The sequence below is a fragment of the Streptomyces sp. rh34 genome (genome assembly GCF_002551245.1).
Lineage (GTDB): Bacteria > Actinomycetota > Actinomycetes > Streptomycetales > Streptomycetaceae > Streptomyces.
Window position 1 is genome coordinate 1 of sequence record NZ_NTGZ01000203.1, and the last position, 13133, is coordinate 13133.

Annotated in this window: 12 protein-coding genes; 6 read left to right on the forward strand and 6 right to left on the reverse strand. The window is 70.4% G+C overall.

The genetic code is table 11. The features are described from left to right. Nucleotides 1-1404: 1404 nt before the first annotated feature. Both CR470_RS40805 and CR470_RS28280 read right to left on the reverse strand, forming a co-directional pair. Nucleotides 1405-2271 carry an ATP/GTP-binding protein gene (locus CR470_RS40805; RefSeq protein ID WP_257138943.1) on the reverse strand — a complete coding sequence of 289 codons (867 nt, stop codon included), beginning with the start codon at nt 2269-2271 and terminating at the stop codon, nt 1405-1407. Then, entirely contained in the window at nt 2265-2849 is a 585-nt protein-coding gene (locus tag CR470_RS28280) for a hypothetical protein (protein ID WP_097870342.1), read from the reverse strand. Before CR470_RS28280 ends, CR470_RS40805 begins: the two co-directional genes overlap by 7 nt. Before the next feature lie 698 nt (nt 2850-3547). Between CR470_RS28280 and CR470_RS28285 the strand changes: the two genes are divergently transcribed. The 3 genes from CR470_RS28285 to CR470_RS28295 all read left to right on the forward strand — a co-directional run bounded on the left by CR470_RS28285 (nt 3548) and on the right by CR470_RS28295 (nt 4974). After that, entirely contained in the window at nt 3548-4243 is a 696-nt protein-coding gene (locus CR470_RS28285; protein WP_097870343.1) for a ParA family protein, read from the forward strand. After that, complete coding sequence (locus CR470_RS28290; RefSeq protein WP_097870344.1) at nt 4243-4566, forward strand: hypothetical protein; 324 nt, start codon at nt 4243-4245, stop codon at nt 4564-4566. The genes CR470_RS28285 and CR470_RS28290 overlap by 1 nt, the downstream gene beginning before the upstream one ends. 198 nt (nt 4567-4764) lie before the next feature. Then, nucleotides 4765-4974 (forward strand): hypothetical protein, encoded by a 210-nt coding sequence (locus CR470_RS28295; protein WP_143663888.1) that lies wholly within the window; start codon nt 4765-4767, stop codon nt 4972-4974. Between the two features lie 999 nt (nt 4975-5973). On the opposite strand, the gene CR470_RS28300 is transcribed toward CR470_RS28295, so the two are convergent. From CR470_RS28300 to CR470_RS28310, 4 genes are all read right to left on the reverse strand, one after another. Then, the gene (locus CR470_RS28300) at nt 5974-7353 is read right to left on the reverse strand and encodes an AAA family ATPase (RefSeq protein WP_097870352.1); all 1380 of its coding nucleotides are present in this window, start codon (nt 7351-7353) and stop codon (nt 5974-5976) included. A 5-nt stretch (nt 7354-7358) separates the two neighbouring features. Beyond that, the gene (locus CR470_RS28305) at nt 7359-8357 is read right to left on the reverse strand and encodes a hypothetical protein (RefSeq protein ID WP_097870346.1); all 999 of its coding nucleotides are present in this window, start codon (nt 8355-8357) and stop codon (nt 7359-7361) included. Further along, nucleotides 8354-8572 (reverse strand): hypothetical protein, encoded by a 219-nt coding sequence (locus CR470_RS39155; protein WP_143663889.1) that lies wholly within the window; start codon nt 8570-8572, stop codon nt 8354-8356. Before CR470_RS39155 ends, CR470_RS28305 begins: the two co-directional genes overlap by 4 nt. A gap of 99 nt (nt 8573-8671) precedes the next feature. Next, nucleotides 8672-9421 carry a GntR family transcriptional regulator gene (locus CR470_RS28310; RefSeq protein WP_179892391.1) on the reverse strand — a complete coding sequence of 250 codons (750 nt, stop codon included), beginning with the start codon at nt 9419-9421 and terminating at the stop codon, nt 8672-8674. A 183-nt stretch (nt 9422-9604) separates the two neighbouring features. Between CR470_RS28310 and CR470_RS28315 the strand changes: the two genes are divergently transcribed. From CR470_RS28315 to CR470_RS28325, 3 genes are all read left to right on the forward strand, one after another. Next, the gene (locus CR470_RS28315) at nt 9605-10633 is read left to right on the forward strand and encodes a sigma-70 family RNA polymerase sigma factor (RefSeq protein ID WP_143663890.1); all 1029 of its coding nucleotides are present in this window, start codon (nt 9605-9607) and stop codon (nt 10631-10633) included. After that, complete coding sequence (locus CR470_RS28320) at nt 10630-11112, forward strand: HNH endonuclease (RefSeq protein ID WP_143663891.1); 483 nt, start codon at nt 10630-10632, stop codon at nt 11110-11112. The genes CR470_RS28315 and CR470_RS28320 overlap by 4 nt, the downstream gene beginning before the upstream one ends. Nucleotides 11113-11272: 160 nt before the next feature. Next, a complete protein-coding gene (locus tag CR470_RS28325) occupies nt 11273-12487 on the forward strand; it encodes a DUF2637 domain-containing protein (protein WP_107489508.1) in 1215 nt (404 codons plus the stop codon). Nucleotides 12488-13133: the final 646 nt, after the last annotated feature.

Consider the following 13133-nt stretch of genomic DNA (forward strand, 5'->3'; position numbering starts at 1 on the left):
TCCTCCTCCGGAGGAACGACGCACGATCCTACGGATCGTAAAGATGATAAAGCCCTACGGGCTTTGAAACAATTCCTCCGGAATTGTTTATGAATTCCTCCGGAATTCAAAAGGCAGGTGGATGGCCGGGCGGGTCCCAGCGCTCCGCGCTGGGACCGGTGGTGACAGGTTGTCGGGTGGGGCTCCTTCCGGCTCCGCCTACAGGAGAGGCCCGCTGTGCGGGCGGCTGGCTACAGGAGGGGGTCGGTTGGGGCGGTCGTGCGCCAACCGGCCGGACCGGGCCCGACCCTGACCCTGCATCACTACCGGCACCCGTGTACAGATTGGGAATCCACCCTACCCCCTTCCCCGAGAAGAGAGAAGGAGTGCATCACGATACATCTCCTGTGTAAAGATCGGGGTTATGCCTTACCCCCGGCCCGTGCATCCGGGGTCGCACATACCGGGGATCGCTGAAGCTGCGCAGTACTCAACCAACCTGCGCAGGCACGTCAAGAGCCAGGAACACCACAGGTCAGACGGATAAGGCCACCCCGACCCTGCGCAGATTCAGTGAGCCACCCAGCCAAAAACCCGCCCACCCGAACTGCATAAAACGAGGTCAGGAGCATGGCCACTGCGCAGGTTCACCGAGCCTCGACAATTTACGGGCGCGGGACGACATGAACACCCACCGCATCCACCCTGTAAACCCCTCCCAGAAACCCACCGAGAGAACTCCCCCGACGCCCACCATAAACACCCCGAACCACGACAGGCGAACACGGGTGAACACCTCCCCCAAAACGCCGTTCGCCTCCGAACGTAATCCCGTCCAGGGGCACACAGAGAGCGTGAGGGGCGCTCAGCGGCTCCGGTGGCTACTCTCCCGCCCCTTCCGGTGCTGCGTCGGCCATCGGCCGTCGCAGCCCCTGGTCAGGCCAGCGCAGCGCCGCCGTTCCGATGACCACCACCGCCCCCACCACCCACCACACATCCCCCACCACCAAGAGCAGGAAGGGCAGCAGAAGAGGAAGTCTGGCTACTCACCAGGGGAAATCCGCAGGCTGACCAGCAGGAATGGCCAACGTCACCAATATTCGATGTCACCCTCTGTGTCACCTCCCGTGTCACGCCCTTTGTCACTCCCCGCGTCACGCCCTCTGTCACCCCTTTCACAGCCTCCTGCGATCAGGCAGAAAGAGCGAGCGGGCGTGAATCTGCGTGAATGGGCCGGGGAGGCGCAGCGGCCTCGCAGGCGGGAGATTCAGAGGTTGCCGCGCTGGAGGTGATGCGCGGTGACCGGCGCTCTGCTGCACCGGAGGTCACCGCGGCTTCCGCCGTCCGCTGCCGTCTGCCGTGCGGTGGTGAGTTGGGCGCGAGTGGTCTGACCTGCGGTGGTGAGTGGAACTCACCACCGCCGCGTCAGTTGACGTTGAGGACCTGGAGCTCTCCGACGCGGGCGGTCCAGGCGGTCTCACGGGTCTCGGTGAACTCGCCCTCGTCGCCCAGCGTGGGGGCGGTCCAGGCGATCGACCACGTCGCGGTCGCGGTGCCCCGGTAGCGACCGTCCGGCTTGTCGGAGGCGGAGCGCTGATAGCGGTGTCCGCAGTCCGGCGACATCGCTTTGCCCTGCTCAGGGGTGTACGGAGTGCCGGGGCCGTGGCAGGTGACGGTGGTGCCGTCGCCCATCGCCCACACGATCTGCGACACCTTCGCCGTCGCGGTGACCGTGACGCTGCCCGCCGTCGCGGACGCGGACACCGGGCCGAACGTCGACGGGGAGGGGTCCGCCCACATCCACATCGGCATCCCGACCAGGTACTTCCCCGCCGCCCGAGGGCTGGCCACGGCCGGGCCTTCGAGCTTCATCGAGGCGGCGGCGCGGCGGGCGACGGCTTCCGGGTCGATGACCGGCGCGGCGTCCGGGGCCTGGCCGTCCGCGATCCACACGGTCCGGGCGCCCTGCTGGTCCGGGCAGTTCACCCCGTAGACCGCGCCCTTCTCCGAGCGGTCGTGCCCCTTCCAGAACATGTTCTCCGGCGGCGGCTGCGGGTCGAGGCGGGTGTACGTGCACGACGGCGTCGAGCTGCCGCCCGAAGTGCCGGCGGGCGCGGCCGCCGTACCGCTGCCGCCCGCACCCGGAGCGCCGCCGCCGTCCGAGGCGCAGACCTTGACGAACATCGTGGCGCCCTTGCAGATCCCGCCGTCCTTGCCGCCGTCGGCGTGCGCGGCCGGGGCGAGGACGCCCGCCAGGACCACCGCGGCTGCTGCTGTCGCGCGCCTCAGCACGTCGCCCCCGCCCCGCCCTGGGGGTCGATGTCGGTCACCATCCACCGCCCGTCCCAGCGCTGGGCGGTCGCGGTCATGACGTACCGGAGCGGCTGCTCCTTGGGGAGCGGGATGACCTTCTTGGCCTTGACGTCGTAGGTCTCGTAGCCGGAGAGGTCCACGCAGTCCGAGAGCGTCGCGGTCGGCGTCTGCACCTCCATGTCGAGCTCGGTCACCTCCGCGTCGTGCCCCAGCTCGCCGCGCACCACGGTCCCGGCCGACTTCATGTTCGCAAGGTCGTTGCGGATCTGTCCGAGCGCCTCCGTGGTGGCGTACTTCTCCAGATCGGTTCCCTTGGCGTCGGCCTTGCGGTAGGCCTTCATCTGCTCCCGCGTCATCGCCTCGTACGAGGCGATGACCGCCGTCTTCTCCGCCGCGTCCGGGTCCACCGACGCGGACGCGGCCGGGGCGGGCGAGGAGGCCGCCGGAGGGGCAGCAGACGGCTTCGCGCCGTCGTCGCCTCCCCCGCAGCCGGTCAGGGCGAGAGCGAGCGGCACAGCCGCGCACAGCGCCGCCCACCGTGTTGTCCGAGCCGTCATCAAGGCCACCCCCGTGCGTCGCGATCAGATCCGCGATCACCGTAACTCCCCGCACGGGGACGACTACGCAGTTCCGGCCGCCCGCCCCAAGGAGAAGGGAGACACCTCTGCTCCGGCTGTAGCGGAGAAGAGGTGTCGGCGCGGCGGGTCCGCTGACCCACCGGGCCCGACCTGCGACAACGCCCCGCCCGGATCGGCGGGCAGGCAACCTGTTGAGCAACCAGAAGGGCAACCCGATGCGCAACGGGATGGGCAACCTGATGCACAACTAGGTGCGCAACCGGCCGGACGATCCCGGACTGGTCCGGCCGCCGGCCCGGCACGCGGGGCCGGGCTGCGAAGGACCGGTCCTCGGTCCCGGCCGCCGTCGCCCGGTACGTCATCGGCGCCCGGTGTACGTCTTCGGGATGACGTACACCGACGACCGCCAGGAGGCGCGGCTGCCCCGGGGCCGTCCGCCGTTCGTGGCCGGACGGAACGGGTGCCGAGCGTCACCGGGCGACCGGGCCGCGCTGACCCGAACACTGACCCGCCCAGGTCACAGCCCCGCCGCAGAGTCATACGAGTGATACGCGTGCGACTTGTCGCACGCGTATCACTCATGCGACAAGTCGCAAGAGTGCGCGAAGTGCGACGGGTAATCTCCGGCGGAGCGGCGGCCGGTCCACGGCCGCCCAGGGAGCGGAGGAGGTGGGCCCGTGGCGGACGAAGCTGTGGGCGAGGTCGATGTTGTCGGGGCGTTGAAGGGCGGGGTCGGGAAGACTCGGTTCGCGATGCTGGCCGCGCTGTATCTGGCGACCATCGAGGGTGAGGACGTGGCCTACGTCGACGGGGACAGTGTCAGCCAGACCGGCAACGACTGGGCCAAGGACTACGCGCGCGAGACGGGCAAACCGTTCCCGGTGAAGGTCACTCGGCACCCGTTCGACGATGTCGACGAGCTGGCGGCCGATCTGCGCCGCCAGCACCGCCGCGTGATCATCGACGTCGGGGGCGGCAATCCTGCCGTTTTCGCGGCGGCGCTGACGCACGCGAAGCGGCTCGTGGTGCCGATCGGGGCAGACCCTTCGGAGATCCGCCGGCTGCGCGTCACGTGGAAGGCCGCGCAGATGGCTGCGGCCGAGTCCGAGGTCGGCGGGTTCGATGCCTGGGTGCTGCTGTCGCGGACGGACCACTCGACGTCCTTGCCAGGCGAGTACCGCACGATCCTGACGGCGGGCCGGGACGAGGCGACCGGACGGGAGCTGCCGGTCTATCCGCTGCTGGCGGCGGAGATGCGCAAGCGGGTTGCCTATCAGCGGGCGTACAGCACCGTCCCTGGTGACTTCCTGGACGTCCCCAAGGTCATGTCGGAAGTCGGCATGATCCCGGCCCTGGACGGAGGGCGCTCGTGATGGCCGCCGCACCGCATCGGATGGGTCCGCCGCCGGACGACGATGACGACGACGAGCCGGAGGTGACGCGGGAGAGCATCGAGCGGGAGCGCCGGGCCCGCATGGAAGCCGAGCGGGCCGCCTCGCGGACGGCGATGACCCGGCGGTCCTGGTACACGCGGACCACGGCGGCCGACGCGTTCCAGGCGGTGGTGGACGACATCCACCACGCCACCCGGACGCCGAAGCACGAGGTCGTAGCCGCGCTCCTGGAGGCGGCCGTCAAGCAGTCCGACCGTGTCCGGAACAAGTTGTCGCACTCCTCGCACTCCTCGCACGAGTGATACATCTCGCACTCGTAGCACGCGTATCACAGCAGGTCGGAGCGTTGGAAAAGCTCAGTTCCACCCCGGGTTCCCGTTGGAATCCCGGGGTGGAACGTGGTGGAACGGCCCGGGTCACCGGACGGCGATCAACATCACGACGGCGGCGAGGACGGCCGCGCGGCACAGGGCGACGGTGAGCCGGGCGAGAATCCGGAGATGACCGACCGCCGCCCGCTGGGCACCGGACCGACCCGAGCCGATGACACGACGGGCACCGGTTCGCAGCCGGCGCGAGCCGGGCTCGCCGCGGAACGCCTCCCGACGATCTCGGCCGCTGCCGCCGGAGCACCGGCCGTGCGTCCGCAGCGGCGGGTCCTGGGCGCCGGGGTCACCCGCCCGCGTCCCCCGGCGGAAGCCGGGCGGTGATCCGGACCACCGCCCGCGATCCGGTGGCGGTGGTGACCACCGTCTCCACCGGGACCACCCGAAGGTGTCCGAGGAGTACACGGCCCGGAGCGGGTCGGGCGGCCAGGCTAGCGAGAGCGCCGGACTGTGACCACGGCTGTGACCGGAGTTGTGACAAGCCGCTGTGACCGCCGAAACCGGCGAACCCGTGTGGGCATGCGCATGCGCGCGGCTCCACGCGTACGCGCGCGGCACGCGCGCGTGTTGGCCCCTCGGAATTCACCGGCGCGGGCCGGTGAAGATGATGAGGACGAGCGGCGTCGGGGCGACACTGGAAGCAGCGCCACGGCTCAACCAACGGCTTCCCGGTCTTCGAGGGGAAGCCAGGGAACCAGTTCATCGAGGTGAAGGCGGGGAACGCGGGTCTTCCGGACCACCCTCAGCAAGGGTCAGCCGGTTCGACGCCACCCTGCTGAACGCCGAGTACCGCCATCTCTCGCGTGCACGCGTGTGCTCGCGCACGTGTGCACGCTTTAACGCGCGCGACCCCGCCACACAGCCACTGAAGGCCCCGGAAAGTGGCCCCGGTCGGAGTGGACGAGCGGGCCCTCGCTGGCTCCCGTACGGGCCGCACACGGACGCGCGGACGGGCAGGCGTCCGGCCCGCGCCCGCACCGCCCGGCGCGGGCAGCCGGGCGGCGGCGCGGACGCGTCCCCCGGGCCTGCGCCCGGACCGGCCCAACGCGCCGGAACGTCACTCCCGGTTACTTCCTTCCTTCCTTCCCTCCCACGAAAAGCCCGGTCGCGGTGCTTCCAGCGCCGGAAAGTGGGCTTTCCCGGGGGTGGGAAGGAAGGAGTAAGGAACGGAGAGTCACACAGCGTGGCAACGACCACGGGACCGCCGGAGCGCCGGAAGCCCTGTACGCCGTTCTGGCGGACGAATGGAACCGCCCCCGACCTTGGAGGCCGGGGGCGACTGTAAAGCACTTAGAACGGCGTACAGGGATGCTCTCGGGTCTGTCAGCGGATCTGCTGGTCGTCCCAGAACGGTTCCTGCTCCGAGGGCTGCCGGGGAACCAGGCCAGCGGCGGCGGCCTGTTCGGCGGTGAGCGTTTCGAGCGTGATCGCCGGGATCGGGGCGTTGCCCCGGTACTGGATCGCCTGCCAGGGCCACCGGGCACCCTGGCAGAACTGGGCGGGCCAGGACCGCTCCGAGCGCGGCCCGCGCCAGGGCACCCAGTCCATCAGCCGCAGGTCCTCGGCCCCGGGGTTCTTCGCCGGATCAGCCGGCGCGAGCCCGAATCCGAACTCCGGCCAGCGCATCCACAGGCTGGAGCCGATCGGGCGGAGGTCGCGCTTGCCCATGTGGGCGTGGGGGGCGTGGGCCTCCAGGATCATCGCCGCGCCGCCGGAGACCGCGCGGATCATCTCCAGTGCGGCCATGACCGGGCGGGCCGCTTCCTCGTCGCTCTTGCCGCTGGTGGTGAGCTTGTAGAGCGAGCCGATGCTGATCAGGTCCGGGCGGACCTGCTCCACCATCCGGGCCAGCCACGCCCGGTCGGCGGCCTGGCCGACGTCCAGGCCCTCCGGGATCATCCGCAACGCGAACTGTCCGCGCGCGATGGGCGCGCCTTCGGCTTCGGCGGCCTCGGCCATCCGGCGCAGCCACGGCCGGGCCTGGTCGGCGGCGTTCTCGGCGTCGATGTGCAGGACCCTGACCGGGGCGATCCGCGCGGACTTCCACGGGTGCAGCCCGGCCGCCGCCCGCATGAGGATCTGTCGGAGCATGAGCGACTTGCCGCCGCCCTCCCCGGCCGTGATCATCAGCCGGTCCCACCGGGCCAGGACGCCCGGGATCACCCACTCGGGCTCGTCGTCGGCCTGGTCCAGGAAGTCCAGCAGCTCCTCGGGCCCGTCGTCCAGACGCTGGATCTGCTGATCCCGGACCGCGCGGGCGGAGTCGACCGCGGCTTCTGCCGCCGCCACGGCGGTGCCCGTGCGCTGCTGCACCGCCGTCATCGTCCGCGCCGCCGCCATGCCCAGCGCCCGCCACTGCGACTCCTCGCGGACGATGTCGGCGTAGGCCGGGGCGTTCGCCACGGTCGGGACGGCGTCGTGCAGCTGGTGCAGCCACACCGCGCCGGCCGGACCGCACAGCCGCGTCAGGTCACCGCGCTCGATGAGCTTCGCAGCGACCGTGATCGGGTCCACTGACCCCGCCCCGGCCGCCCACATCTCCGACAGCAGGTCCCACAGCTCCCCGTGCCGTCGCGACTCAAAGTCGGAGCCCGACAGGGTGTTGATCAGGTCCGGGGCCAGGTCCTTGGCCTCCGGGTGCAGCAGCGTGCCCGCCACCGCGTCTTCGGCCTCCGCCAGTTCCCCGGCCCGCTCCTCGCTCATGCCGGTCACAGGCCCGACCCCCGCGCCAGGATCGCGGCCTTAGACGCCTCGATCTCCGCCAACGACGCACCCGGCACACCACCCGACCCGCCAGCAGCCACGCCGCCGTGCCCGGCCTGCCCCGGGATCGGCACCCGCGAACGCTCGCAGTGCTTGATCAAGTCCGTCCAGCCGTTACCGGGCATCTCCGCCGCCCGCGCCGCCACCCACGCCACCGGACGGCCCGCAGCCAGCAGCTCAGCCGCCTGCGACCGCAGCGCGGCCCGAGTCCCGTTCAGCAGCCGCCGACCCGCAGCCGTCTCGAACGCATTGACCACCCGGTCGGTGTCTGTGTCCTGAGCGGCACCAGGGAACTCAGAGTTCCCCCGTTCCGCCCCCGGCGCAGCCGCCTCTCTCTCTCGCTTTTCGCTCTCGTCACACGCGTCGCACGCGTTCTTGAGAGAGAGATCTTCTAGAGAGGAAGAGGAACCGCCGCACTGGTGCGGCCACCCTGGCCGCATCGGTGCGGCCAGGGTGGCCGCACCCATGCGGCTACCCCTGGCCGCATCGGTGCGGCCACCCCCCTCATCAGCGGCATCTGCCTTCTTCTTCGCCGCGCGGGCCTCACGCTCCGCCTTCCGTGCCGCCGCACGTGCAGCGGCACGCTCGTCCCAGAGCTCGTGATCCAGCAGCCGGTAGAGCGAGGGGATGTTCCGCTTCGGGTTGTCCGGGTCCTTACGCCGCTCCACCTCCAGGAGGCCGATCCCCTCCAGGCCCTTGGTGGCACGGTCCACGGTGTCGAGGGACTTGCCGATGCACTCAGCGAGCCGCTGACGCGTCGGGACATCGTCGTCGTCGACTGTTCCGTCCGGCGTCTCCCGGGAGTCCTGCTCTGCGAACGACGCCAACGCGGCGTACAACGCCTTCCACGTGGCGGACACCGATCCGTTGCGCGCGAGCTGCCTGTCGAACTTCACCCAGTCCAGGCCCTCGGGCCGGACCACACGCGGTGCCTGCTGGCTCACAGGGCCACCCCCGATCCGGCTGCGCCGTTGGTCGTCGGGGCGGGGCGGCTGTAGAGCGGCGTGGTGTCGAGGGCGCTGTTCATACCCAGCCCAAGGACGGCTCCGGTGCCGAACGTGACACCGGGGCTGTGCTGGATTGCCGGGCTACTTGCCGCCGTGACCAGGGCCGCAGCCTGGCGATGTGGTGCTGTGCGGGTCGTGCGTCGTACGCTCATAGGTGAGCGCACCTCCTCATAGCTGGTGAGAGTGCTTCTCCGTCGGGGTGGCGACCCCGGTGGACCTGCGAGCCCCGCCATGAGGCGGGGCTCGCTGCGTTACTGGCTGATAGGCAGGCGGTCGTAAACGAGCTCGACTCGGTCTGACGGAGCCGAGACCCGCAGGACTTCAATCACGCGTTCCTCGATCGTTCGCGTAATTCGCTGCACTCGAATGACCGGAACTCCTATTCCAATGTTGAGTTCCTTCGCTTCATCAGATTTCGGGGTTCCGGCGTTAACGTGCTCGTCTGCGCTAAGCGGTGGAAAACCGGCTTCGGTCATTGCGCCGAAAACGCCACCCTCAATCTTTGAGGCCCCCGAGAGTCCGGCCTGATCCGCCAGAGACTTTGGGTACCAGGCGTGTTGCGACTGGATTACCTCATCGCCAATCAGTGCGTTTCGGCGTCGGTGGACGACTGAGTCGCCCGGGGCGATTCCTAGGATTTCAGCGATGTCGTCCGGGGCCTCTTCGGTGGTGACGCTCACCAAGTGCATCCGGCCGTCCAAGCCTTGTGCGGCACAGGCTGTCTCCCAAGGGCCCTTGCCTCCACCGGGCGTGAGGACCGCGCCGTACCGGCTGAGCGGCAGACGCAGGGACCTGCGGTCCCGTACGAGAGTGCCGTACTTACGGCGAATCAGGACGTATCCCTCATTGGCCAGTTCGGTCAGGGCTGATCGGACGGTCTGCTTGGCGAGGCCGTACTGCTCCATCAGGTCGCTGATCTGCGGGAGCGTGCTGCCGGGCTGGTAGTGGCCCTCGTCAATCAGACGGCGCAGCTCGGCGGCGAGATCACGGTATCCACGCACTGCTGCACCTCCTCTCATCTCGCATCTCGTGGTGACGACTCTAAGGCTAGCCCCTTGACAACCGTCAAGGCTAGCCCTGAGAGTGTCTAGGGCTAGCCCAAGACGGGTTAGCGCGACGCAGTACGGCCCCGGGGGTGCCACCCCGGGGCCGCTGCCAGAGCCCCAGTGTGAGTGAGGTCTGACATGTCGATTGTGGCTGAGCGTCCGGTGAAAGCGGTGGTCACCCCCTCGGTGCGTGGCGGGTTGGCTGAGGAGATCGAGCGCCAGAAGGGGCCGGAGCCGGAGGGCGCGGCGGGGCGACGGCTGAGCTTGAAGGAACAGCGCCGGTTGCGGGGCGCGGCGATTCCGGGGAACGGCCCGGGGGGCCGGCGGCTGGGACGCAACGAGGACATCCGGATGTCGGCGGAGGCGTCGGCGCGGATGGGTGAACTGTGCGAGGAGTACGGCGAGGGGCTCGTGCACTACGCCCGGCGGAAGCTCTTGAACCGTGGTGTTCCGGCCGGGACGGCGGCCCACCTGGCGGAGGAGATCGCCCAGGAGGCATGGGTGGAGGTCGCCCGGACCGGGGCCAAGGACCTCCTCGCGCCGGACGCGGCGGAGCGGTACACGGCGGACGAGACCCGCTACATGCTGTGGGGCCGGGTCAAGACCCGCATCCAGGCGCACTTCAAGCGGTCCTCTTCGCACGAGTCGCCGGTGGACTGGGAGGACCCGGCCACCCGCGTGCGGCTGTGCCCGGCGCTGGAGGACGAGCTGGCCCGGCGGTGCCAGCTCGGCACCCTGCCCGGCTACCTGGCCCCGATGGTCGCGGCCCTCCCGGAGCCGGAGCGCGAGGCGCTGCTGGCCCGCGCGTACGGCGTGCCGCAGGAACGGACGGAGGAGCTGCTGCGGCAGGTTGGCGCGCGGGGGAAGCCCGCGACGCTGGTGGCCCGCGCGGTGCTGTTGCTGCTGCGGGACAACCCGGAACTGTCCGGACCCCGGGCCACCCGGGCGAGCCTGCCCGAGTGGCAGCGCGACGCGCTGGGGCACGTCAGCCGCGCGCAGCGTGAAGTGCTGCTCCGGCTGGACGACTTCCGACGCCATGTCCTGCTGCTCCACCTGGTGGAGGGCCTGAACGGCACGCGGATCGCGGAGCGCCTGGACGTGCCGCACTCGCGGGTGTTGCCGGTGCTCTCTGGGTGCGCGGCGCTGATGGCCGGGATGACGTCGTGAGCGTGCACGGGCCGTCGGGTGAGAAGCGGCGGAAGCTGAAGCGGAAGTTGGCGGAGCGGGACGGCGCGCAGTGCTTCTACTGCGGCGAGCTGTTCGGCCCGGCCCTGGAGGGCGCGACCCTCGATCACCTCGTGCCCCGCTCGCTGGTGCAGACGTGGGTGCAGGCCGCCCTCGTGCTCGCCTGCGAGCCCTGCAACCTCGCGAAGGCGGATATCCCCCCGGCGTTGCTGCTGCGCCCGGAGACGGGCCGCTACGGCCCCGGGCTGGTCCCGATCGGGGACCCCAACACGCAGACGCGCACACGCGTACGCGAGGCCGACCCGGTGGGTCAAGAGCCGCTGCACGGGCCGGGACTGACCCAGGGGCCCGGTGCCGATCCGGTCCAACGCGTGCCGCACGTGCCGCGCGCCGTGCGTGCCGCGCACGCACGCGTACGCGAGGCGGACCCCTGCGGTCAAGGCGCGCTGCGGGCGGTGTGACGGCTGCCTGTCCACCCCGGGGCCGCGTGCCCGGGGTGGGCGGGGAGCCGGGCACCCCGCCCGGGTCCAGGACCAGGAGCAGAGCGCGGGGCCGGGCGGCGGAGTGTGCCGCCCGGCCCCGCGCCTGCGAGTCCATCACATCGAGGAGAGGGAACGGGACATGGGCAAGGAGAGGCAGCGGGTTCGCCCGTCTGCGTTGGAGCGGCTGCGGGCGGAGATCGGCGCGGCCGACCGGTTCATCACATGGGTGACGTGGGGTTGTGCGGCCGGGATGGTCCTGTGGTCGATGCTGAACGCCACCCCCTACGTCCGCGCCCACGTGGCCAAGGGCTGGGAGGACACCGCGTTCGTCCTGCCACTGGTCGTGGACGCCGCGTTCGTCGGCGCGCTGCGGGCGGACGAGATCGCCTCGCGCCACGGCGTGAAGGCCGGACCCTGGCCCGTCCTGCTGCGCCTGTTCACCGGCGCGTCCAGCGTGTTCCTGAACATCGGGCACAGCGCCGAGAAGGGCGACGTGACCGGGGTACTCCAGCACCTGGTCGCCCCCGGGCTGCTGGTTCTGCTCGCGGAGGCCGGCCCCGCGTGGCGGCGCAACCTCGCGGCCAAGCTCACCGCGGCTGAACGTGCGGCCGAGCTGGAGGAGGACCGCCAGGCCGAGCGTGCCCGCCAGGAGGCCGAGCGTGCCCGGCGCCAGCGCCAGGAGGACGAGGACCGCCAGGCCGAGAAGGACCGCGAGGAACAGGAGCGCCAGCGCCTGGAGCGCCTCCAGGACGAGGCACGCACCCGCCGCCAGCGCCAGGAGGACGAACAGCGCGCGGCCGAGCTGGAGGAGACGCGGGAGACCGCCCGCGCCGCCCGTGCCCTGGAGGCCCGACGCCTCGACCTGGAGGAGAAGCGCCTCACCGCCACCGTTCCCCCACCTCCGGCCGCTCCGGTCCGTGCAATGCCTGCTGCAATGCCCGCAGCCGCCCCGGGGGTCACCGCAGGTCAGAGCCAGATCACCCACGGCACCAGCGCCCACGTTGCGCCGCGCGTTGCAGCACCGCAGCCGACCGCACCCCGCCCCGTCCCGGCCGCCGTCGCCGCCTCGCACCCCGCCCCGGGCCGCGTCACCGCCCGCGTGGACGAGGACCAGGAGCAGCCGCCCACCGCACCCAAGCCGCCCGCTGGCCCCGTGAAGGACTGGGAACTGCCCGGCCTCCCCACCGACGTCCGGCCCGGCGTGGCACCCATCATGCTCACCGACGAGCAGTCCCACATCCGCATTCGTTACGGACTCGACCAGGGATGGTCGCAACGCCGGATCGGAGAATTCGCCGGACGGTCCGCCACCACCGTTAACAAGGTCGCGAAGGGAGCGACTTCCAGCGTCTGACCCTCACAAATCCTGTGTGCCCCCGAACACGAAAAGCGTTCGGGGGCACACAGCGTTTCGGGTGGGTGTTCACCCGACGCCGTTCGGGGTGTTTATGGTGAGCGTCGGGAGGGTTCGCCCGGTGGGTTTCTGTGAGGGGTTTACAGGGTGGATGCGGGTTAGGTGTTCATGTCGTCCCGCGCTCGTAAATGCCCCTCCAGGTCTGTTGCGGGGGTAGCGCAGAATCCCAATCTCTACACAGGCTCAAGGAGTGATGCACTCGGTGGGGGTTGCTGTGGGAGGGGGTGGGGGAGATTCCCAATCTGTACACAGGCCCCGGTGGTGATGCAGGGTCAGGGGTCGGCCCGGTCCGGCCGGTTGGCGCACGACCGCCCCAACCTCCCCTCCCCTGTAGCCAGCCGCCCGCGCAGCGGGCCCTCTCCTGTAGGCGGAGCCGGAAGGAGTCCCACCCGACGACCTGTCACCACCGGTCCCAGCGCGGAGCGCAGGGACCCGCCCAGCCACCCACCCGGCTTTTGAATTCCGGAGGAATTCATAAACGATTCCGGAGGAATTGTTTCAAAGCCCGTAGGGCTTTATCGTCTTTACGACCCGTAGGGTCGTGCGTCGTTCCTCCGGAGGAGGACGCTGTCTCTTATACACATCT